The organism is Actinomycetospora sp. CA-084318, from assembly GCF_050955885.1.
In the GTDB taxonomy this organism is placed as follows: domain Bacteria; phylum Actinomycetota; class Actinomycetes; order Mycobacteriales; family Pseudonocardiaceae; genus Actinomycetospora.
In genome coordinates this window covers 3180860-3203078 of sequence record NZ_CP192098.1, presented here as the reverse complement: position 1 = coordinate 3203078, position 22219 = coordinate 3180860, and the positions used below count along the sequence as shown (strand labels likewise).

The 22219-nt window shown below is 73.7% G+C and carries 19 protein-coding genes; 9 read left to right on the top strand and 10 right to left on the bottom strand.

The genetic code is table 11. The features are described 5' to 3' along the window. Window positions 1-161 precede the first annotated feature (161 nt). Window positions 162-1613 carry a type I glutamate--ammonia ligase gene (gene glnA, locus ACQPYX_RS15665; protein WP_433803725.1) on the top strand — a complete coding sequence of 484 codons (1452 nt, stop codon included), beginning with the start codon at window positions 162-164 and terminating at the stop codon, window positions 1611-1613. An 80-nt stretch (window positions 1614-1693) separates the two neighbouring features. Here glnA and ACQPYX_RS15660 read toward each other — a convergent pair whose 3' ends face one another. After that, window positions 1694-2014 (bottom strand): hypothetical protein, encoded by a 321-nt coding sequence (locus ACQPYX_RS15660; RefSeq protein ID WP_230759129.1) that lies wholly within the window; start codon window positions 2012-2014, stop codon window positions 1694-1696. 240 nt (window positions 2015-2254) lie between these two features. Here ACQPYX_RS15660 and ACQPYX_RS15655 point away from each other — a divergent pair, with 240 nt between their 5' ends. From ACQPYX_RS15655 to ACQPYX_RS15645, 3 genes are all read left to right on the top strand, one after another. After that, the gene (locus ACQPYX_RS15655) at window positions 2255-3898 is read left to right on the top strand and encodes a trypsin-like peptidase domain-containing protein (RefSeq protein ID WP_433798272.1); all 1644 of its coding nucleotides are present in this window, start codon (window positions 2255-2257) and stop codon (window positions 3896-3898) included. A 207-nt stretch (window positions 3899-4105) separates the two neighbouring features. Beyond that, a complete protein-coding gene (locus ACQPYX_RS15650; RefSeq protein ID WP_433798271.1) occupies window positions 4106-5479 on the top strand; it encodes a trypsin-like peptidase domain-containing protein in 1374 nt (457 codons plus the stop codon). A gap of 203 nt (window positions 5480-5682) precedes the next feature. Then, window positions 5683-6240 (top strand): Uma2 family endonuclease, encoded by a 558-nt coding sequence (locus tag ACQPYX_RS15645; protein WP_433798270.1) that lies wholly within the window; start codon window positions 5683-5685, stop codon window positions 6238-6240. Here the strand turns inward: ACQPYX_RS15645 and ACQPYX_RS15640 are convergent. The 4 genes from ACQPYX_RS15640 to ACQPYX_RS15625 form a co-directional block, all read right to left on the bottom strand. Further along, entirely contained in the window at window positions 6203-7612 is a 1410-nt protein-coding gene (locus ACQPYX_RS15640) for a pyridoxal phosphate-dependent decarboxylase family protein (protein ID WP_433798269.1), read from the bottom strand. The two genes, ACQPYX_RS15645 and ACQPYX_RS15640, sit on opposite strands and share 38 nt — an antisense overlap. After that, entirely contained in the window at window positions 7613-10657 is a 3045-nt protein-coding gene (locus tag ACQPYX_RS15635) for a bifunctional [glutamine synthetase] adenylyltransferase/[glutamine synthetase]-adenylyl-L-tyrosine phosphorylase (RefSeq protein WP_433798268.1), read from the bottom strand. A 39-nt stretch (window positions 10658-10696) separates the two neighbouring features. Continuing rightward, window positions 10697-12040 carry a glutamine synthetase family protein gene (locus ACQPYX_RS15630; RefSeq protein ID WP_433798267.1) on the bottom strand — a complete coding sequence of 448 codons (1344 nt, stop codon included), beginning with the start codon at window positions 12038-12040 and terminating at the stop codon, window positions 10697-10699. 63 nt (window positions 12041-12103) lie between these two features. After that, window positions 12104-13693, bottom strand: coding sequence for an alpha/beta hydrolase (locus tag ACQPYX_RS15625; RefSeq protein ID WP_433798266.1), 1590 nt, complete (start codon window positions 13691-13693; stop codon window positions 12104-12106). A 220-nt stretch (window positions 13694-13913) separates the two neighbouring features. Here ACQPYX_RS15625 and panB point away from each other — a divergent pair, with 220 nt between their 5' ends. Continuing rightward, on the top strand, window positions 13914-14732 hold the full coding sequence (gene panB, locus ACQPYX_RS15620; RefSeq protein ID WP_433798265.1) for a 3-methyl-2-oxobutanoate hydroxymethyltransferase: 819 nt from the start codon (window positions 13914-13916) through the stop codon (window positions 14730-14732). A 72-nt stretch (window positions 14733-14804) separates the two neighbouring features. Next, a complete protein-coding gene (locus ACQPYX_RS15615) occupies window positions 14805-15137 on the top strand; it encodes a DUF3140 domain-containing protein (protein ID WP_433798264.1) in 333 nt (110 codons plus the stop codon). 1 nt (window position 15138) lies between these two features. On the opposite strand, the gene npdG is transcribed toward ACQPYX_RS15615, so the two are convergent. Together npdG and ACQPYX_RS15605 are read right to left on the bottom strand one after the other, a co-directional pair. Continuing rightward, entirely contained in the window at window positions 15139-15825 is a 687-nt protein-coding gene (gene npdG / locus ACQPYX_RS15610) for an NADPH-dependent F420 reductase (protein WP_433798263.1), read from the bottom strand. A gap of 49 nt (window positions 15826-15874) precedes the next feature. Further along, window positions 15875-16804, bottom strand: coding sequence for an alpha/beta hydrolase fold domain-containing protein (locus ACQPYX_RS15605; protein ID WP_433798262.1), 930 nt, complete (start codon window positions 16802-16804; stop codon window positions 15875-15877). 176 nt (window positions 16805-16980) lie between these two features. Here ACQPYX_RS15605 and ACQPYX_RS15600 point away from each other — a divergent pair, with 176 nt between their 5' ends. Continuing rightward, window positions 16981-17256 carry a hypothetical protein gene (locus tag ACQPYX_RS15600; RefSeq protein ID WP_433798261.1) on the top strand — a complete coding sequence of 92 codons (276 nt, stop codon included), beginning with the start codon at window positions 16981-16983 and terminating at the stop codon, window positions 17254-17256. Between the two features lie 73 nt (window positions 17257-17329). Here the strand turns inward: ACQPYX_RS15600 and ACQPYX_RS15595 are convergent, their stop codons facing one another. Beyond that, entirely contained in the window at window positions 17330-17977 is a 648-nt protein-coding gene (locus tag ACQPYX_RS15595; RefSeq protein ID WP_433798260.1) for a DUF4190 domain-containing protein, read from the bottom strand. Between the two features lie 150 nt (window positions 17978-18127). Beyond that, a complete protein-coding gene (locus tag ACQPYX_RS15590) occupies window positions 18128-18994 on the bottom strand; it encodes a hypothetical protein (protein WP_433798259.1) in 867 nt (288 codons plus the stop codon). Between the two features lie 297 nt (window positions 18995-19291). Here ACQPYX_RS15590 and ACQPYX_RS15585 point away from each other — a divergent pair, with 297 nt between their 5' ends. Beyond that, window positions 19292-20428 (top strand): alpha/beta hydrolase, encoded by a 1137-nt coding sequence (locus tag ACQPYX_RS15585; protein ID WP_433798258.1) that lies wholly within the window; start codon window positions 19292-19294, stop codon window positions 20426-20428. 101 nt (window positions 20429-20529) lie between these two features. Beyond that, on the top strand, window positions 20530-20976 hold the full coding sequence (locus tag ACQPYX_RS15580) for a DUF6918 family protein (RefSeq protein ID WP_433798257.1): 447 nt from the start codon (window positions 20530-20532) through the stop codon (window positions 20974-20976). 62 nt (window positions 20977-21038) lie between these two features. On the opposite strand, the gene ACQPYX_RS15575 is transcribed toward ACQPYX_RS15580, so the two are convergent. Next, window positions 21039-22217 (bottom strand): alpha-hydroxy-acid oxidizing protein, encoded by a 1179-nt coding sequence (locus tag ACQPYX_RS15575; protein ID WP_433798256.1) that lies wholly within the window; start codon window positions 22215-22217, stop codon window positions 21039-21041. Between the last annotated feature and the right edge of the window lie 2 nt (window positions 22218-22219).

Below are 22219 nucleotides of genomic sequence, written 5' to 3'. Positions count from 1 at the left end.
AGTGTGGCCGATCGTGCCCCCGGGGAGCGGGCGAGATGTGACACGTGCCCGTTAACTGCTGTGAAACACCGGTGCGACGAGCGAGAAACGTCCGCCGCCTAGCGTCCGGGTCACCTGAAACGGTGAGGCGATCCCGGCCGGGCGGGGATCGCTCGGCCGTGATGACAGTGCCAGAGAAGGAGCCAGCGAGAGTGTTCGGCAACAAGGACGAGGTCTTCAAGTACATCTCCGACGAGGGGGTGCAGTACGTCGACGTCCGGTTCTGCGACCTCCCCGGCCAGATGCAGCACTTCACCGTGCCCGCCTCGGAGTTCAGCGACGCCGTCTTCGAGGACGGTCTCGCCTTCGACGGCTCGTCGGTCACCGGGTTCCAGACCATCAACGAGTCGGACATGACGCTGCTGCCCGACGTGGCGACCGCGCGGATCGACCCGTTCCGGGCCCAGAAGACCCTGAACATGAACTTCTTCGTCCACGACCCGCTGACGCTCGAGGCGTACAGCCGCGACCCGCGGAACGTGGCCCGCAAGGCGGAGAACTTCCTGTCGACGGTCGACGTCGCCGACACGTGCTTCTTCGGCCCCGAGGCCGAGTTCTACATCTTCGACGAGGTCCGCTACGAGTCCTCGATGCGCACCCAGTTCTACGCCGTCGACTCGATCGAGGGCGCCTGGAACACCGGCCGCGACGAGGTCGGCGGCAACAAGGGCTACAAGATCAAGCCCAAGGGCGGCTACTTCCCGGTCGAGCCGACCGACCAGACCTCGGACCTGCGCGCCGCGATCGGCACCAACCTCACCAACGCCGGCTTCGAGCTCGAGAAGCTGCACCACGAGGTCGGCACCGGCGGCCAGGCCGAGATCAACTACAAGTTCAACACGCTGCTGCACGCCGCGGACGACCTGCAGCTGTTCAAGTACATCGTCAAGAACACGGCGTGGCAGGCGGGCAAGACCGTCACCTTCATGCCGAAGCCGATCGCCGGCGACAACGGCTCGGGCATGCACTGCCACCAGTCGCTGTTCAAGGGCGGCGAGCCGCTGTTCTACGACGAGAACGGCTACGCCGGGCTCTCGGACCTCGCCCGCCACTACATCGGCGGCATCCTGCACCACGCGCCCTCGCTCGTGGCGTTCACCAACGCCACCGCGAACTCCTACCACCGCCTGGTGCCCGGCTTCGAGGCCCCGATCAACCTGGTCTACTCGAACCGCAACCGCTCGGCCTGCGTGCGCATCCCGATCACCGGCAACAACCCGAAGGCCAAGCGCCTCGAGTTCCGCTGCCCGGACTCGTCGGGCAACCCGTACCTGTCGTTCGCGGCCATGATGATGGCGGGCCTCGACGGCATCCGGAACAAGATCGAGCCGCCGACGCCGGTCGACAAGGACCTCTACGAGCTCCCGCCGGAGGAGGCCGCCAACATCGCGCAGGTGCCGGCCAGCCTCGACGCCGCGGTGAACAACCTCGAGGCCGACCACGACTACCTGCTCGAGGGCGGCGTGTTCACCTCCGACCTGATCGAGAAGTGGATCGAGCTCAAGCGCGACGACGTCACGGGCCTGCGGCTGCGTCCGCACCCGTACGAGTTCGAGCTGTACTACAACTGCTGATCGCTTGATCGCCTGATCGGCCCGGCTCCCCCGCGGGGGCCGGGCCGTTCTGCGCTCCCGGGCCTTCCCGACGACGAGTCCTACCGCCGGTCGCGCAGGTCCTCCCGCGGGGAGAGCGCCGCCGCCGCGACGTACTGGTAGACGTAGCGGATCTCTTCGCCCTGACTGATCGGGACGCAGACCCACCCGACCCACTCCCCCGTCGTCGTCCGGCGCCAGCCGAGGAGCTCGCCCGGGACGCGGCTCTGCAGGTCCACCCCGTCGGGCACCGGGCGGGGCGGCCGACCGGTCGGGCGCGGGTAGGCCACGGCGAGGTCCACCCACACCCGGCGGACCTCGGTGCGCTGCAGGGCGCCCGAGCGGTCGTTGCGCCGCTGCGCCGGCCCACGCTCCTCGAACACGTGTTCGATGATGACGCCTCGTCCGGCCCTCGCGCCAGCCGACCCGCCCACGTCACCCGCCGTAGTGATCGACGGAGCGTGACAGTGAGGCGCGAGAAGAGTCAATCTTCGACATAAATCTGCGAATCCGCCGCCACGTGCTTGCCCTGATACACACGCTGTGTGACTCTATGGCAGTCCACACAGGTGAAGCACCCGCTCACCGGACACCGAGAAGTCACTCAGTGTGAGGAGCCTGCCATGCGCACTCGCCGTCCCTCCTGGAAGTCCGCCCTCGCCACCGTCGCGGTCGCCGGGGCCGCGCTGCTCGCCACCGCTCCCCCAGCCCTGGCCCAGGATGGCGGAGGTGGCCCCGATCCGACCCGGGCGCCGATCGCCGAACGGGTCAGCGGTGAGGTCCTCCCCGCCGTCGACCAGCTCGAGATCACCTCGGCCGAGGGCCTGCTGGTCGACACGACCACCGGCAGCTACTTCCGCATCCCGTCGTTCCAGCTCAGCTGCACCGGGTTCACCGTCGGCTCGGACGGCTGGATCGCCACCGCCGGCCACTGCGTCGACCCGGCCATCATGGCCGACCAGGCCCGCGTGATGGCCGCCGAGAGCTACGCGCAGGACTACGGCGCCGACGCCACCGCGGTCTACTCCGAGCTCCAGAGCTGGGTCTTCGTCGACGGGACCGGCTCCGCCGCCCCGGGCATCACCGTGACGGCCCTGCCCGCCACCTCCGGCCCCGGCGCCACGCCGATGGCCGCGAAGGTCGTGGACTTCCAGCCCTTCGCCAACGGCGACACCGCCCTGCTCAAGGTCGAGGGGCAGAACATGCTGACCGTGGAGGTCGCGCCGGGCGGGCCCGCCGCGACCGGGACCCCGATCATGTCGATCGGCTACCCCGGCGTGCGGGACCGGGCGATGGACCCGAGCCTGACCCCGACCTGGAAGGAGGGCTCGGTCAGCTCGCAGCAGACGCGGGAGGGCATCGCCTACACCGAGATCACCGCCGAGATGGGCAAGGGCATGAGCGGCGGCCCCACGGTGAACCAGCAGGGCCAGGTCGTCGGCATCAACAGCATGGGGATCGCCGACAAGGGCAACTCGTTCAACTTCGTCGCCCCGTCCTCGCGGCTGGCCGAGATGATGGCCCGCAACGGCGTCCCGACCGCGCCGAGCGCCGTCGACGCCGCGTACCGCACCGGGATGGATCTGTACTACCAGGGCTACTACTCCGACGCGGTCGAGGCGTTCGACCAGGTCCTCGCGCTCGCCCCGGGCAACAAGGCCGCGGTGGACTACAAGAACAAGGCCGTGCAGGCGCACGACCAGTTCGGTGACACGGGCCTGGGTCTGCTCGGCTGGGGTCTGATCGGCGGTGGCTCGCTGCTCGTGCTGGTCGTCGGTGGTTGTGTCGTCGGGGTGGTCGTCAGCCGCAGGCGGCGCGCCGCGGCCGCCGGCCCGCAGGTGAACCTCGCCCAGCCGGGCTTCGGGCTGCCCACCGGCTACCAGGTCCCGCTGGCGCAGCCGGTGGTCACGCCGCAGCACCAGCAGCAGTACGGCCCGCAGGTCCCGCAGCAGGCCCCGACCGGCTTCGGCGCCGCACCCTTCGGCCAGTCCGGCCCGATGCCGGCCGCGCCCGCCTCGCCGCCGGTCGGCTTCCCGGCCGCTGCGGCTCCTGCTCCGGCTCCCGCTCCGGCTCACCGGCACGAGGCTCCCGCCGTCGCCGTCGCGACCCCGCCGTCGGCCTGGCCGGCGCCGGTGGCCGAGGCGCCCGAGGTGCCCGCGGCGCCCGCTCCGGAGACCTCGAACGGCCCGGGCCACTGCCCGAACTGCGGCGCCGCCCGCGCCGCCGGCGCCCGCTTCTGCGGCGGCTGCGGGGTGGGGCTCGTCTGATCGACCCTGATCGACCCTGATCGACCCGCACGACGACGGGCCGTCCGGCTGCTGCCGGGCGGCCCGTCCGCGTGGGCGGGACACGAGCAGAAACCCCCGGACCACCCGGGGGCTTCTACGCATTCCCCGACCGACCGCGCTTCGTAGTTTCAGCGTCACTGCTGGTCAGGGCCTCGGACAGGCCCCCGGAACGAAGCGAGCACCGCCATGAAGCGAGCGTTGACCACCCTGCTCACCGGCGTCGTCGTCGGGAGCACCCTCCTCGTCACCGCCGGCCCCGCGGCCGCGCAGACCGAACCCGCCCTCCCCCGGGAGCGGCTGGTCGCCGAGGTGGCCCCGGCCGTCACCTACGTCCAGACCCGCGCCACCGGCTGGGTGCGCGAGAAGGGCACCGGCCGCGAGATCGGCACCGTGCGCCTGACCGGCACCTGCTCCGGGGTGCTCGTGTCGAACGACGGGCACGTCGCCACCGCCGGGCACTGCGTCGACGCCGCCGACCTCACCGACGCCCTGCGCCGCCGCCTCGCCGGCGACGTCGCCACCTCCCCGGGCGCCACCGGCACCGCAGCGCAGTACGAGGCGTTCATCCTCGCCCGCTACGACATCGGCGGGCCCGCCCCCGGCAGCCCCGTGCAGCGCGACGTCACCGTGGTCCGCGCCGACGCGTCCGGACCGGAGCAGCGCCTCGAGGCCCGGGTGGTCGACTCGCTGCCCAACGAGCGCGGCGACGTCGCCCTGCTCGACGTCGACGGCGAGAACCTGCCCGCCGCGGTCCTCGCTCCCGCCGGCGACCCGACGCCGGGCACGCCGGTCACCGCCGTCGGCTACCCCGCCGACCGCGACCGGGTCATGGACCCGAGCCGCGACCCGAGCTGGAAGGACGGCACCGTCAGCTCCGTCCAGACCCGCGACGGCGTGCCGTTCGTCGAGGTCACCGCGGACATGGCGCCGGGCATGAGCGGCGGCCCGGCGGTCGACGCCCGCGGCCGGGTGGTCGGCCTGAACAGCATGGGGATCGGCGACTCCGGGGCCTTCAACTTCCTCGCGCCGACCGCCACTCTGCGCTCGATGCTCGAGCGCAACGGGGTGCGCACCGAGCCGGGCCCGGTCGACCTGCGCTACCGCGCCGGACTCGACGCCCTCGCGGCGGGCGAGAACGCGGACGCGATGGTGGCGTTCGCCGACGTCACCCGCCTGCGCCCGGACCACGCCCAGGCGGCGAAGCAGCTCACGGCCGCCCAGCAGGCCTACGCGGCGGACGGCGACGCCGGTGAACGGCGCACCCGGACCCTGCTGCTCGTCGGCGGCGGCGTCGGCCTGCTCGTGCTGCTCTCCGGCGGCGCCCTCACCACGGTCCTCCTGGTCCGCCGCTCCCGCCGCCGGACCGTCCCGACCGGGGCCTTCCCGACGACGGGGCCGGTCGGCTCGTTCCCGCCCGCGGGCTTCCCCGCCGGGCACCCGAGCGGGCCCTTCCCGACGGCCGGTCCGGTCGCCCCGTTCGCGACCCCGCCGTGGGGCACGGTGCCCGCCCCGCGCCCCGAGGAGTCGCCGGTCGTCCAGCGGACGCCCGAGGACCGCTGAGCTCCCCGACCCGACGGCCGGCCGCGTTCCCGCGGCCGGCCGTTCGTCGTGAGCCGCCCCCGCGAGAAGTGCACCGGGCAGGATCCGCGGCCGCCGGACCTGCGTGGCGTACACCTCGCACTGACGGCGCCCGAGGCTGTCGGGGGTCGCTGCCACGGTGCGACCATGACCGTCACGGACCACCAGCACCGAGGAGGCGCACCGTGGCCGCACCGCAGCACCAGGAGGCACCCGGCGGCTTCCTCGATCATTCCGCGCCCTGGACCGAACAGGACTGGCTCGCACTTCCCGAGAGCCCGAACGTCGAGCTCGTGGACGGCGTCCTCGTGATGAGTCCACGGGCGTCGAACCCGCACCAGCGACTGCTCCTCCGCATCGGCGCCGCTCTCGACGCCGCCGCGCCCACGTCCCTGAGCGTGCTCCCGGAGCCGAATGTCAGGCTGACCGTCGACCGACTGGTGATCCCGGACGTCGCGGTGATCGCAGACCTCGACCGCCACGCCGTCGTCAACGACGCCGGCGACGTCGTGCTCGTGGTCGAGATCGTCAGCCCCGGGAACGCCGCGCACGACCGGGTGCTCAAGCCCCACCTCTACGCCGAGGCGGGCATCCGGTGGTACCTGCGGGTCGAGCAGGAGGGGCCGGCGGGGCACCTGCACGAGCTGGTCGACGGCGCGTACCGCGAGGTCGCGCGCGGACCCGTCGTCGAGATCGCCGAGCCGTTCACCGCGAGGCTGGACCTGCCGCACCTCGCGCGCTGACCGGTTGTCCCACGAGCTGGTCCCGCAGCGCCAGGATGCGGTCGACGGAGCGGTCGACGTCCTCGGCGGATGTCGACCAGTTCGACACCGAGAACCGCAGCGCCGGGACCTCCTCCCACACCGTGGTGCCGACCCAGCAGGTCCCGTCCACCGCGACCGCCCGCGCGAGGTCGGCGACGTCCACCCCGGGCACGCGGAGCAGGACCTGGTTGAGCACCACGTCGTTGACCACCTCCACCCCGCCGGCCGCGAACCGGTCGGCCGCCCGGGCCGCGAGGTCGCAGCAGCGGTCGACGAGGTCGGCGACACCGGCCCGGCCCAGGGCGCGCAGCGCCGCGTACACCGGCACCCCGCGGGGTCGCCGCGAGTTCTCCAGGGTGCGGGCGGACGGGTCGAGCTCGCCCAGTGGCAGGTACGGCGACGACACCGACAGGGCCCGGACCATCGCGGCCCGGTCGCGGACGACGGCGAGCGCCGAGTCGTAGGGCACGTTCAGCCACTTGTGCCCGTCGACGGCCCACGAGTCGGCCCGGTCCGCCCCGGCGACGAGGTGGCGTCGGGTCGTGGACGCCGCCGCCCAGAGCCCGAACGCCCCGTCGACGTGCAGCCAGGTGTCGTCCCGGCCGGCGAGGACCGCGGCGATCCCGTCCAGCGGGTCGCACGCCCCGGTGTTCACCTGCCCCGCCTGGGCGCACACGAGCACCGGACCCGGCACGGCCTCCAGCGCCGCGCCCAGGGCGGCGGGCCGCATCCGTCCCTGCCCGTCGACCGGCACCCGCACGGCGTGCCGGGACCCGAACCCGAGCAGCTTCAGCGCCTGCACCACGGTCGCGTGCGCCCCGGCACCGAGCAGGACCGTGACGGCCGGCGCGCCGGCCAGCCCCTCGGCCTCGACGTCCCACCCGGCGGCGGCCAGCAGGGCGTGCCGGGCCGCGGCCAGGCAGGCGATGTTCGCGGTCTGCGCGCCGGTCGCGAAGCCCACGGCCGCGTCCCTCGGCAGCCCCAGCAGCTCGAGCGCCCAGCGCCCGGCCACCTCCTCGACCACGGCCGCGCCCGGCGACATCACCGCCACGGCCGCGTCCTGGTCGGTGGCCGACACCACCCAGTCGGCCGCGAGCGCGACCGGCAGCGACCCGCCCGTGACGAACCCGAAGTACCGGGGGCCGCCGCTCGCGACGAGGCCCGGCTCGAGGGCCGCGGTCAGGTCCTCGAGCACCCCGACCGCGTCGGAGCCGTCGTCGGGAAGGTCCCCGAGCCGCTCCCGCAGGGCCTCGGGGTCGGCCGGGACCCCGACCGGCCGCGTGGGCAGCGACGCGAGCCACCGGTCGGCGAATCCGCGCGCGACGTCGAGCGCCGGGCCGTACCCGTCCACTCAGACCGCCGAGAACACGCGGTCCACCACGGCGCGGGCGTGCCGGGTGATGCGGCGGTACTCGTCGACGCACTCCCCCGGGTCGTCCTCGGGGAAGCCCAGCGCCGAGGCGATCCCGGCGAGCTCGCGACCGGAGCGCGGCAGCTGGTCGGTCGGCTTCCCGCGCACGAGCGTGGCGACCCCCCGGGCCCGCGTCGCCGTCGTCCAGCCCGCCGCGAGCTCCGCGGCGTCGGACGCGGAGAGCAGGTCGGCGGCCTGCAGCGCGTGCAGCGCGTCCAGCGTCGAGGGCGTCCGGAGCTCCGGCACCGCGCCGGCGTGCTGGAGCTGCAGCAGCTGCACCGTCCACTCGACGTCGGCGAGGCCGCCGGTGCCGAGCTTCGTGTGCAGCGCCCGGTCCGCGCCGCGCGGGAGCCGCTCGGCGTCCACCCGCGCCTTCATCCGCCGGATCTCGGTGGCCTGCTCGTCGGGCAGCCCGCCCTCGGGGTAGCGGTACGGCGCGATCATCTCGGTGAAGCGCCGCCCGAGCTCCTCGTCGCCCGCGACCGGCCGGGCCCGCAGCAGCGCCTGGCACTCCCAGGTCTGCGCCCACCGGCGCAGGTAGTCCGCGTACGACGACAGCGTGCGCACCAGCGGCCCGCTGCGCCCCTCGGGACGCAGCTTGGTGTCGACCTCGAGGGCCGGGTCGGGGCTGGGCGCCCCCAGCGCCGCGATCGCCGACTCGACGACGCTCCGCGCGTAGCTGGTCGCCTCCTGGTCGGAGGCGCCCTCGGTGGGCTCGCAGACCGCCACGACGTCGGCGTCCGACCCGTAGCCCAGCTCGCCGCCACCGAGCCGGCCCATGCCGATGATCGCGATGGTGGCGGGCGCCGGGGTGTCACCGGCCCGCTCCCGGATCGCGGCGTCCAGCGCGGCCTGCAGCACGGCCGCCCACACGCTGGTCAGCGCGGTGCAGACGCTCGCCACGTCGGTCAGCCCCAGCAGGTCGGCGCACGCCACCCGGAGCAGCTCGACCCGCCGCAGGGAGCGGGCCACGTTGCCGGCCGAGCGCGGATCGGTGTGCCGGGCGACGGCGGCCCGCAGTGACGAGGCGACCTCGGCGGGGTCGCGGGCCACGAGTTCCGCCGTCGGGCCGTCGCCGCCGAGCAGGCGCAGCACCTCCGGCGAGCGCGGCATCATCTCGGCCACCCAGCGGGAGGTGCCGAGGACGTACATCAGACGGTCCGCGGCCAGGCCCTCGTCGCGCAGCAGGGCGAGGAACCACGGTGTGTCCGCCAGCGCCTCGGAGACCTTCCGGTACGCGAGGAGTCCGTGGTCGGGGTCGGCGGTGTGGCCGAGCTGGTCGAGCAGCACCGGCAGCAGCGCCCGCTGGATCCGGGCGGCCCGGCTCGTCCCCGCCGTCAGCGCCGCGACGTGCTTGAGCGCCCCCGAGGGCGAGCTCCAGCCCAGCGCGGCGAGCCGCTTGGTCGCCGACTCCTCGGTGAGCACCAGGTCCGACCCGGCGACCTTGGCCACCGACTCCAGCAGCGGCCGGTAGAAGAGCTTCTCGTGCAGGCGCCGCACCCGCACGGTGGTGCGCGACCGCTCGGCCTGCAGCACCCCCACCGCGTCCCGGCGGCCGTCGGCGCGCAGCTTCGCCGCGCGCGCGAGCCAGCGCAGGCCCGCGGTGTCGTCGTCGGAGGGGAACAGGTGGGTCCGGCGCAGCTTCTGCAGCTGCACCCGGTGCTCCAGCATCCGCAGGAACCGGTAGGAGGCGGCGAGGTTCGCGGCGTCGTCGCGGCCGATGTAGCCGCCCTCGCCGAGCGCCGCGAGCGTCTCCAGGGTGTTCTGCCCGCGCAGCGACTCGTCGCCGCGGCCGTGCACGAGCTGCAGCAGCTGCACGGCGAACTCGACGTCGCGCAGCCCGCCGCGGCCGAGCTTGAGCTCGCGGTCGGCGACGTCGTGGCGGATGTGGTCCTCGACCCGCTTGCGCATGGCCCGGACGTCGGCGACGAAGTCGTCCCGCTCGGCGGCGCTCCACACCATCGGCGCGAGGGCCTCGCAGTACTCCCGCCCGAGCTCGCGGTCGCCCGCCACCGGTCGGGCCTTCAGCAGCGCCTGGAACTCCCAGGTCCGCGCCCACCGCTGGTAGTAGGACACGTGCCCGTCGAGGGTGCGGGTCAGCTGGCCCTGCCGCCCCTCGGGGCGCAGGTTCGCGTCCACCTCGAGGAACGCCTCGGTGGCCACCCGCATCATGGTCGACGCGAGCCGGGTCGCGACGTCCGCCGGACCGTCGTGCAGGAAGATCACGTCGATGTCGGAGACGTAGTTCAGCTCGCGTCCGCCGCACTTGCCCATGCCGATCACGCCGAGGCGCACGCCCGCGACCCGCTCCGCCCCGAGCTCGGCCCGGGCCACCGCGAGCGACGCCTCGAGGCCGGCGGCGGCGACGTCGGCGAGCTGGCCGGAGATCGCGTCGACCGGCCAGAACGGCAGCTCCGGCTCGCACACCGACTGCAGGTCGGCGGCCGCGAGCAGCAGCACGTCGTCGCGCCAGGCCAGCCGCAGCAGCTCCACCGCAGCCGGGCCGGTGACGTTCGCGACCGGGGCCTCGGCGTCCGCGTCCGCGCCGACCGCGTCGAGATGGGTCCGGCAGCGGTCCTCGGCGCTGGGCATCCGGGAGGTGTCGTGCACCCGGCCCGGCGCGAGGACGGTGCGCAGCAGCCGCCATCGCTCGGGCTGGTTGATCAGGTGGTCGCCCAGCGCCGTCGAGCCGCCCAGCACCCCGAACAGGCGGCCGCGCAGCCCCTGGTCGACGCGCAGCGCCTCCTCCAGCTCCGACCAGGCGTCCCCCAGCGACTCCCGCAGCCGCTCGACCGCGGTGAGCGCGAGGTCGGGGTCCGCCGCCCGCGCCAGTGCCCAGACGACGAGCGCCGCCGCCGGCACCGCGTCGTCACCGTCCCACCAGCCCAGGTCGGCCAGGCGCTGCCCGGCGTCGGGCTCGGTGAAGCCGAGCCGGGCCGGCGCGCGAGCAGGACGGCGGTCGCGCGCGACGGGGGGTGTCGTCACCCGGGCGAGCCTAGTCGCGCGGTCCCGACGACGGGCCCGCTACAGCGACGGCAGGTACGTCGCCAGCTCGTAGGGCGTGACGTTGCGCCGGTAGGCGTCCCACTCGCTGCGCTTGTTGCGCAGGAAGAAGTCGTAGACGTGCTCGCCGAGGATCTCCGCCATGAGGTCGGACTGCTCGAAGGCCTGCAGCGCGCCGTCGAGGTTCTGCGGGAGCGTCTGGTAGCCCATCGCCCGGCGCTCGCCCTCGGTCAGCGACCAGACGTTGTCCTCGGCCGCGGGCGGCAGCTCGTAGCCCTCGGCGATGCCCTTGAGCCCGGCGCCGAGGATCACCGCGTAGGCGAGGTAGGGGTTCGCGGCCGAGTCCAACGAGCGCACCTCGACCCGGCGCGACGATGCCTTGCCGGGCGAGTACATCGGCACGCGCACCAGCGCGGAGCGGTTCGCGTGGCCCCAGCAGACCGCGGTCGGGGCCTCGCCGCCGACCACGAGGCGCTTGTAGGAGTTCACGAACTGGTTGGTCACCGCGGACATCTCGCGCGCGTGGCGCAGGACCCCGGCGACGAACGCCTTGCCGGTCTTGGACAGCTCGTAGGGCTCGGCGGCGTCGTGGAAGGCGTTCTGGTCGCCCTCGAACAGGCTGACGTGCGTGTGCATCGCCGAGCCCGGGTGCTGGGTGAACGGCTTCGGCATGAACGAGGCCCGCACGCCCTGGGTGATCGCCACCTCCTTCACGAGGTAGCGGAACGTCATGATGTTGTCCGCCATCGTCAGCGCGTCGGCGTAGCGCAGGTCGATCTCCTGCTGCCCCGGGCCGCCCTCGTGGTGGGAGAACTCCACCGAGATGCCCATCGCCTCGAGCGAGTCGATGCAGCGCCGGCGGAAGTGCGGTGCGATGTCGTGGCTGGCCTGGTCGAAGTAGCCGCCGGTGTCGGCGGGGACCGGCGGCGTCCCGTCGTCGGGGAGGTCGCGCAGCAGGTAGAACTCGATCTCGGGGTGCACGTAGCAGGTGAAGCCGGCCTCGGCGGCGCGCGAGAGCGCGCGGCGCAGGACGTGGCGCGGGTCGGCCCAGGACGGCGAGCCGTCGGGCATCGTGATGTCGCAGAGCATGCGGGCCGAGTAGTGGTCGCCGTCCGCGTCCTCCCAGGGCAGCACCTGGAAGGTCGACGGGTCGGGCTTCGCGACCATGTCCGACTCGTAGACCCGGCTGAAGCCCTCGATCGAGGACCCGTCGAACCCGATGCCCTCCGCGAAGGCCCCCTCGAGCTCGGCAGGAGCGATCGCGACGGACTTGAGGTACCCGAGGACGTCGGTGAACCACAGCCGCACGAAGCGGATGTCGCGCTCGTCCAGCGTCCGCAGGACGAACTCCTGCTGCCGATCCATGCTCGCGACCCTAAGGAGACGGTGTTACAGGGACGTCACAGGGGTGCCCTCCGGGGACGATGATCACCCGGTCTCGCCGCACCGCGCGTTCGGCGGCGCAGGCGTGCCGTCGACGAGGTAGCGCGTGACGATCGCGTCGACGCAGGGGAAGTTCTGGAACGTGGCGGTGTGCTGGTCGCCGACCTTGGTCAGCAGCGAGCCGTTCAGCGCCTTCGCGAGGTCGACCCCGGCCTGGTACGGCGTGGCCGGGTCGCCCGTCGTCGACACGACCAGCGGCGGGGCGAGCCCGGGCACCTGCGGGGTGTGCGGCCCGCCGGTCACCGGGGCCTGCGGCGGCCAGAACGCGCACGAGTCGAGCGCGGAGCTGGCGCCCCGCCCAGAGTCGAGGAACGGGGCGGCCTCGTTGTAGCGCTCCGCGCGGTCCAGGGCCTGCGCCGGGTCGGTCACCCGCGGGTCGTCGACGCAGCGGACGGCGGTGAACGCGTCCTGCTGCGGCGAGTAGGTCCCGTCCGGGGACCGGTCGTAGTACTGGTCGGCCAGACCCATGAGCGTCTGGCCCCGACCCTGCGCGAGCTCGGTGAGGCCCTGGCGCAGGTCCGGCCACAGCGAGGTGGCGTAGAGCGACTGGATGGTGCCCTGCTGGGCGTCGTTGTAGGAGAGCACCCGCCCGTCGGGCAGCCGGATCGGCGCCTGGATCAGGGGCCGGGTCATCTGCTGGAAGCGGGCCGTGGCCTGCGTCGGGTCCGTGCCGAGCGCGCACCCGGGCTTCGTCGCGCAGTCCTTCGCGAACGCCTCGAACGCGCCCTGGAAGCCGCGGCCCTGGTTGACCACCTCGACGGTCGGGTCCAGGTTCGGGTCCAGCGCCCCGTCGAGCACCAGCGCCCGCACGTTCTGCGGGAACTGCTCGGCGTAGGTGTAGCCGATCCGGGTGCCGTAGGAGAACCCGAGATAGGTGAGCTTGCGGTCGCCGAGGACGGCGCGCAGGACGTCCATGTCCTTGACGACGTCGCGGGTCCCGACGTTCGCCAGCAGGTCGACGCCGCTCTTCTGCGCGCAGCCGTCGGCGGTCTGCCGGGCGAGGTCGTCCGCCCGCTGCACCCCGGCGGGCGAGGGGTCGGTGATGTCGGCGGCGCGCTGCGCGTCCTGCTCCGGCCCGGTCAGGCAGCGGATCGTCGGGGTGCTCGCGCCGATGCCCCGGGGGTCGAAGCCGACCAGGTCGAACCGGCGGGCGACCTCGTCGCCGCGGGTGAGGATGGCGAGCTGCGAGGACAGGCTCACCCCGGAGGCGCCGGGACCGCCCGGGTTGACCAGCAGCGAACCGATGCGCTGGTTCGGGTCGGTCGCGCGCACCCGCGACACCGCGATCTGCGCCGTCCGTCCGGCCGGGTTCGCGTAGTCGACCGGCACCTCCAGGCGCGCGCACTCGAAGCCCGGCTGCTGGTAGTAGAGCCGGTCGTCGTCGGTGGTGGCGAACGGCAGGCACGACCCCCACGAGAGCTGCTGGGCGTAGAACCGGTCCAGCCCGGGCGGGACCGCGTCGACGGGCGCCGCGGAGCTCGAGGTGGCCGCCGGACCGGTCGCGACGCCGGGGACGGCGTCGGCGCAGGCCCCGGCGGCGAGCACCACCGCGAGCAGCGCTCCCAGGCGCCACACCCGCCGTCGGGAACTCCTCGGACGGATGGACCTGCTCCCCGGACGCACGCGGCCATCCTCGCAATCGCCCGATGAGGTCCCCGTCCGGGTCCCGCGCTGTGAGGCTGGCGACACGGACCCGCAGCGCACGGCCGTGGCGGTGCACGCTTCCACGCGCACTGTTCCCCTCTCACACGCCCGGGGACCCGCACGCGCGGGCCTCGAGGCAGGAGGACCGACGATGACGTCACCCGCGGAGCTCCCGAAGCGCGTCCGGATCCACCACCTCCAGCAGTGGAAGGATGCCGGCGAACGCTGGCCGATGCTCACGGCCTACGACTTCCCGACGGCGAAGGTGTTCGACGCCGCGGGCATCCCCGTCCTGCTCGTCGGCGACTCCGCCGCGAACAACGTGCTCGGCTACGACTCGACGGTGCCGGTCTCGGTCGACGAGCTGCTGATGCTGACGAAGGCGGTGGTCCGGGGGGCGTCGCGCTCGCTCATCGTGGCCGACCTGCCCTTCGGCTCCTACCAGGTCTCCCCCGGCCAGGCCCTCGAGACCGCGGTGCGGTTCATGAAGGAGGGCGGCGCGGCCGCGGTCAAGCTCGAGGGCGGCGAGCACTACGCGCCGCAGATCCGCGCCCTCGTCGACGCCGGCATCCCCGTGATGGCCCACCTCGGGTTCACCCCGCAGAGCGAGCACGCCCTGGGCGGGTTCCGGGTGCAGGGCCGCGGGGCCGGGGCGGACAAGCTGCTCTCCGACGCCCTCGCGGTGCAGGAGGCCGGGGCGTTCGCGACGGTGCTCGAGATGGTCCCCGCCGACGTCGCCAAGAAGGTGACCGGCGAGCTGCGCATCCCGACCGTCGGCATCGGCGCGGGACCCGACTGCGACGCCCAGGTGCTGGTGTGGCCGGACATGGCCGGCCTGAACACCAGCCGGGTCCCGCGGTTCGTCAAGCGCTACGCCGACCTCGCCGGGGCCCTCGGTGGCGCGGCGGAGCAGTTCTCCCGCGAGGTCCGCGAGGGCGTCTACCCGGCGGAGGAGCACTCCTTCAGGTGAGCTGCGCTCCCGTGAGTACTAGTCCGTGCCAGAACACGGATTAGTACTCACGGGCCGCAGGCACCCTCGCGCATGGCCGACGACACCGACACCATCCGCCGCGAGTTCGACGACGCCGTCAACATGACGCCGAAGGAGCTCGACGACTGGCTGGACACCGACGAGTCGCAGTCGGTGGGCAACTCCTCGGGCGACGAGGAGTCGACCGGGCACCACATGGGCCGCCGGATCGTCGAGATCCAGCGCAAGAAGGTCGACGACCTCGACGACGACGACCTCGCCGCCATGAAGAAGGTCAAGGGGTACGTGGCCCGGCACCTGAAGCAGAAGCCGTCGAAGGAGGACGTGAAGACCTCGAAGTGGCGCTACTCGCTGATGAACTGGGGCCACGACCCGCTGAAGTGACCTACTCGTGCTCGGGCCACACGATCTTCACGCCGGCGTGCACCTTGTACCGCCGGTTGATCGCGATGAGGTTCGCCGTGAGGCACTCGACCTGATAGGCGTTGCGCAGCCGGCCGGCGAACACCCCGCGCATCCCGGGGATGGCGTCGGCCAGCGCGCGGACCACGTCGGTGGCCTCGCGGTCGTCACCGAGCACGAGGACGTCGCAGTCGACCTCGGCCTGGTCGAGGTCGGCGAGCAGCACTGCGGAGACGTTGTGGAAGGCCGCGGTCACGCGGGTCTCGGGGAGCAGCTGCTCGGCCTGCTGCGCGACGCTGCCCTCCTCGACCGGCAGCGGGTACGGGCCCTTCTTGTCGAACCCGAGCGGGTTGACGCAGTCGATCAGGATCTTGCCCCGGAGCGGCTCGACGAGCCCGGTCAGGGTGTCCGCGTGCGACTCCCACGGCACGGCGGCGAGCACGACGTCGGCCTGCGCCGCACACGAGGCGTTGTCCGTGCCGGTGACGTGGTCGGTGCCGGTGAGCTCGCGGTACTCGGCCGCCGAGGCCTCCGCCCGCTCCGCGGCGCGCGACCCGATGATCACGCGGATCCCGGCCCGCGCCCACCGCAGCGCGAGGCCCTTGCCCTGCGCGCCGGTGCCGCCGAGGACCCCGACGGTGAGGGTCGTCGGGTCGATGGGTTCGGTCACGGATGCTCCTCCTCAACAACGGTCAGACCGGACTGTTTGTGGCTTCCTATCACGCCGTGAGCAGCGCGGCGAACTCCCGGTGCAGCGCCGCGACGGCCTCGTCGGCGGCCGGGACCACGCCGGTGAAACCCAGGAAGCCGTGCACCAGCGTCGAGTGCTCGCGCAGGCGCGCGTCCACCCCAGCGGCGGTGAGGGCCTCGGCGAAGGCCCGGCCGGCGTCGCGGAGCGGGTCGAGGCCCGCCGTCGCGACGATCGTCGGGCCGAGCCCGGTGAGGTCGGCCCGCAGCGGGGAGAGCCGGATGTCGCCGCGGGGGCTCGCCGACCCCAGGTAGAGCTTCGAGCAGGCGACGACGTCGGCCGCCGTCAGGAACAACCCCTCGCCGTTCTCCCGCACCGAGGCGTAGCGGCCCTCGAAGTCCGGCGGCGGGTAGACCAGCAGGGTCCCGACGACGGGTGCGCGCCGGTCCCGGCGCGCGAGCGCGGCTCCCGCGACGAGGTTGGCGCCCGCGGAGTCGCCGGCGAGGCCGACGCGGGCGGGGTCGGCGTCCCAGTCGCCGGCGTGGTCGAGGGCCCAGCCGAGCCCGTCGAGGACGTCGTGGAGCGGCTTCGGGAAGCGGTGTTCCGGGGCGAGGCTGTAGTCGACGGCGACCACGACGGCGCCGGTGTCGTCGGCGAGACGCTGGGCGACCGGGTCGTAGACCGCACCCCCGCCGAGCACCCATCCGCCGCCGTGGGCGTAAACCACGAGGGCGTCGCTGGTCCGCTCGACCGGACGGTGCACGCGGACCGGCACCGGGGCGTCGTCGAGGACCTCGGGCGCGGCGGTGGCCGGCCGGACCGTCTCTCGCAGCAGCGCGGCGTAGCGCTCGCGGGCCGCGGCGACGCCCTCCGGCGTGTCCGTGCCGGCGAACATCGCGGGTTCGCCGCGGTCGGACCAGCGCGCGAGCAGGGCGGCGACGTCCGGATCGGGAGCGGTCACGTCGGCACCCTAGGACGGGGGTGCGCCGTTGCCGAATCGAGACCTGACCTCCGAGCAACGCCGACCGGGGTATGACGTCTGTGGGCATGCCGGGCTCGATCGATTCACGGGCGGGCCCGGTGCTAGTGCCGATTTCCCTTTGCCCACCTCGATCCGTGAAGGACCGCGCGCTCCCGATGGCTCTGCCCTGGCCCCAGAACGCCCCGACCCTCCCCCGCTTCGCCCCCGTGAGCACCACGGAGACGACGCGGGCCCACCGTCTCGACCTCGCCCGGCTCCGAGCCGTCGCGACGTCCCCCGTGACCGCCCTCGTCGTCATGGTGCTCGGCCTCGCCGGGCTGTTCGTCGTGCCGACGATCGGCCTGCCGTTCGTCGCGCTCGTGGTGCTGCCGGTGGTCGTCCACCAGCTGCGCGCCGAGCAGCGGGCGAACCTGCGCCGCTCGCGTCGCTGACCTCCGCACGACACCGCCCCCGGACCCTGCTGGGTCCGGGGGCGGTGGCGTGTCCGGGGGGTGGGCGTGTGGGTCAGTAGCCGCCGGAGGAGACGGCGGCGGTGATCCCGATGATGATGAACACCAGCGCGATCACCATGAACGCGACGAAGATGTAGCCGATGATCAACCCGGCCAGCGCGAGCCCGTCGCCGCCCTCGCCACGCTCCCGGATCTGCTTGCGCGCGATGTGTCCGCAGATCACGCCGCCGATGGCGGTGATGATGAAGAAGAACGACAGCAGCGAGAGCACCAGTGAGGTGATCGCCAGCCCGTTCGTCGGGGCGGCGTAACCGTAGCCGGGCGCCGCCGGGTAGCCGCCGGACTGCGGGTAGCCGGGCTGGCCGTACCCGGGCTGGCCGTAGGCGGGCTGGCCGTACTGACCGCTCTGGCCGTACTGACCGCTCTGGCCGTACTGACCGCTCTGGCCGTATGCCGGCGGCTCCGACGACGGGGGGCCGTAGCCACCCGGACCGGACGGCGTGTCGCGCGGCGCGTCGGACGGGGTGTCACCGGGAGCGCTGCCGGACGCGTTCGGCGCGGCGGTCGGCTGCGAGCTGGGCTGCGAGCTCGAGCCCGAGCCGGAGTAGGCGGTCGGCGGTGGGTAGCCCGTGCCGCTCTGCTCGCCCTGCGGGCGGGCGAACGGGTCGGCGTCCTGCGGCTCGCGGTTCGACTCGCTCATGTCCCCGTCTCCTGGTGCGTGGCCCGCCGCGGGAGCCCCGGCGTGCGGCGGCATCCTCGCAGATCGCGGACCTCCCGACCCGGCGAACGGCACGAACGGCACATCCGCGCCGACCGGGCCGGAGCCGGGTCGACGAGGGCGAGCGTGGACTCAGGAGCCCGCCGAGCCCTCGCCGCCCGACGACGTGCTCCCCGACGCCCGGTCGGACCCCGCACCCGGCCCGCTCGTCGAGGGTTCGCTCGTTGGGGGCTCGCTCTTCGCCGGCGCGCTCCCGGTGGGCGCGGTGCTCGACGGCTCGCTCTTCGGCGGCTCGCTCCCGGTCGGCTCGCTCCCGGTCGGCGCGGTGCTCGTCGGCGGGGTCGTCGAGGGCGGGGTGGACTTCGGCGGCGTCGTCGTCGGGCCCGTGCTCGTCGACGGGGTCGTCGTCGGTGCGGTGGACGAGGGCGACGACGACGGCGCGCCGCTCGACGGCTGTCCCGTGCCCGTGCCGGGTGTCGAGGACCAGCCCCCGCCCGCACCGCCCGACCACCCGCCCGGTGACGACGCGGGCGCACCGCCACCGCCTCCGGTGGCGCCGGCCGAGGACCGGGCCGCGTCGGGCAGATCGCCCGGCCCCGCGAGCGGTCCGCGTGCCGCCCGCAGCGCGACCTCGGGTGACGTCGGGGGCGCCGGCGTCGGCGAGAAGGACCCGAGGTCGGTGATCGCCGGCGCGGCGGGCACCACGGGAGCCGCGGCGGGTCCCTGCGGGGTCGGCGTGGACGTCGAGCCGAGGAAGGCGCTCAGGCCGCCGGTCATGGCGAGCGTGGTGGAGGTGCCGGTGACGGTCTGGAAGACGGCGGTGCTGACGGCGGCGGCGCCCATCAGGGACACACCGGCCACGGCGAGCCGTCGGCGGCGGGCCTCGGTCGCCTCCGCGGACATGTCGGCGGGGGCGCGCACGCTCGTCCCGACGACACTCGACCCCACGCTCCCGAAGAGCCCGGGCACCCCCTGCACCGACGCCGCGCTCGGGTCCACCGCTGCCGTCCTCCCGTCGTCCGCCCGTCACCCGCCATCCGGACCTCTGTCCTGGTCCGATGGCCGCCCGACCAGTCAAACGGACGAACGATGTAGTCGTCCTTCGGACGATCAGGCGGGACGTCATGCGTCCGTGTGGGCTCTCGCATCACTCCCCGGAGTGGGGCATCGACGCAGCGTCAACCTGCGCGGACGTCGACCGGCCGCGGACGACCGACCACTCGTCGCGTCACGGTTCGCCACCGTCGGGGGTGCTCCGGTCACCCGGCCTCCCCCGATCGGCCCTACGATCCCGCCGTGTCCAGCGCGCGTACGCCCGTCCCGGCCGGCGATCCCGACCACACCCCGACGGTGCTCGACGCCGCCCTGCGAGAGGTCGGCTCGGTGGTCGGGCGGGTGTCGTCGGCCCTCGAGAACGTGTGGGACCGCCTGTGGGAGGGCCACCTCGCGGACACCACCCGACGACCCCGCACCGCTCTCACGGGCGGCCGTGGCTGGACCCTGCACCGCTACGCCGCGATCCCCGACGCACCGGTCGTCGGGAACCCCGTCCTCCTCGTGCCCCCGCTGGGGGCGCCGGACCTCGCGTTCGACCTGCGCCGCGGGAACAGCCTCGTCGAGTTCCTCCTCGAGCACGGGCGGACCGTCTACATCGTCACCTACGATGCCGCCTTCTGGCGGGGGCGACGACGCGGCCTGGAGACGTGGGTGGACGACGTGCTGCCCGCCGCGATCGAGGCCGCGCACGACGACGCGGGCGACGCCGGCGACCTGCACCTCGCCGGGTGGAGTCTCGGCGGGCTGTTCGTGCTGCTCACCCTGGCGGCGCACGACCTCCCGGTCGCGTCCGGGACGGCGTTCGCGGCGCCGGTGGACGTCGACAAGGTGCCGATCGTGGCGCCGTTCCGGTCGATCGCCGAGTACACCGGCGGCGCCATCTTCACCACGGCCTACCGCGTGCTCGGCGGCTTCCCGGCCCCGGCGGTGCGCGCCGCGTTCCAGCTGGTGAGCGCGGACCGGTACGTCACGAAGCCGATCACCGTGCTGACCCACCTCGACGACCGCGAGCTCCTCGAGCAGATGGAGGCCGTCGACGTGCTGATGAACAACATGGTCGCCTACCCGGGGCGCGCCTTCGGCCAGGTGTTCCACCACGTGATCCGCGGCAACGAGATCGCGCGCGACGCCGTGCGGGTCGGCGGGCGCCGGGTGCGGCTCGCCGACGTCGAGGACCCGATCCTGCTCATCGCCGGGGCCGACGACGGGATCGCGCCGGTGGACAGCGTGCGCGCGGGCGTCGACCTCCTGACGAAGGCCTCCGACCTGCGCTTCGACGTCGAGCCCGGCGGGCACCTCGGCGTGCTCACCGGGCGGCGCGCGAAGACCCACACCTGGCCGGTCTTCCTCGACTTCATCACCGAGCACGACGACTAGAACCACACGGATGTGATTCGAGGGGCGGGGTGTTCGACGACCTCTCGAACGGGTGTCGTACCGTCACCGCGGCCCTGCTCCCCCGTGGAAGGACACCCAGCGTGGCCGTCACCCTCAAGGCAGCACTGCTCGACTCCGACAAGCGCGGCTTCGTCGTCACCGACCTCGAGACGCTCGTCGACGACGAGGTCAAGGACAAGAGCGGCCTGTCCGGCGGCGTGATCAAGACCGGGTACGCCGCCGTCAAGAAGATCAAGCCGGGCATCATCTGGGGCGTCATCGACACCCTGCTCGACGAGTTCGTCGAGGCCCTCGAGCCGCACTGGACCGCCTACCAGGCCGCCCCGACGGGCGACTTCGGCGCCTACCTCGCCGCGCACCCGCAGCCGGTGTCGGAGGCCCTGCTCGGCGTCACCGACCGGCGCGCCGAGAAGTCGAACCGCGCCGCGATCACGTCGGTCTACTCCAAGCTGCGCGGCAAGGCGCAGGAGAACGTCATCGAGGCGCTGCCGCGTCTCGGCGCCGTCGTGGAGAAGCACGCGTCGTAGGTGCGCTTCGCGCATGTGAGCACTTTCCGTGGCCCAGGCCACGGAAAGTGCTCACAAGGCGGCTACGCCACCTGGTGCGGCAACCTCCGGATCGACCCGGGCGCCCGCAGGTCGTCGAGCGTCGGGTAGCCGTCCACCGCCATCACGAGGTCGGTCTCCGCGAGCACCGACCGCAGGTGGTGCACCACCCCGTCCTCGCCGCCCAGCGCCAGCGCGTAGGCGTAGGGCCGGCCGAGGCCCACGGCCCGCGCCCCCAGGGCGAGCGCCTTCGCGACGTCCGCGCCGCTGCGCACCCCGGAGTCGAAGAGCACCGGCACGTCGCCCGCCGCCTCGACGACGTCGGGCAGGGTCTCCAGCGCCGGGAGCCCGCCGTTGGCCTGCCGCCCGCCGTGGTTGGAGCAGTAGAGGCCGTCGACGCCGAGCTCCACCGCGCGCCGCGCGTCGTCGGGATGACTGATCCCCTTGAGCAGGATCGGCAGGTCGGTCGCCTCGCGCATCCAGGTCAGGTCGTCCCAGCCGACGCTGTGCCCGAACAGCCGCGACCACAGGGAGATGGCCGCGCGCGGGTCCTCCTCGGGGCTGTCGGTCAGCAGCGCGCGGAACGCCGGGTCGGAGAAGTAGTTGGCCAGGACGTGCCCGCGCAGCTGGGGGAAGTTCGCGGTGTTGAGGTCCCGCGGGCGCCAGCCGGTGACCCAGGTGTCGAGGGTGACGACGAGGCCGCGGAAGCCCGCCTTCTCGGCGCGCTGGATCAACGAGACCGCCACGTCGCGGTCCTTCGGCGTGTAGAGCTGGAAGAAGCCGGGGGTGTCCCCGAGCGCCTCGGCGACGTCCTCGAGCGGGTCGTTGGTCAGCGTCGACATCACCATCGGCACGCCGGTGCGGGCGCAGGCCCGGGCGACGGCGAGGTCGCCGTGGAAGTCCTGCGAGCAGATGCCGATGACGCCCACGGGGGCGCAGAACAGCGGCGTCGGGAGGTCGACCCCGCAGAACGACGTCGACAGGTCGCGCTCGTAGGCGCCCCGCATCATCCGCGGCACGATCCCCCACCAGCCGAACGCCTCGGCGTTCCCGCGCTGGGTCCGCTCGTCACCGGAGCCGCCCGCGACGTAGTTCAGGACCCAGTCCGGCAGGGCGGCCGCGGCGGCCGCCTCCAGCCCGGCGAAGTCGACCGGCCAGCGCGGCAGCACCCCCTTGAGGCCCGCGCCGTAGATCTCCAGCTGGTAGTCCCCGTACTGAGCCACAC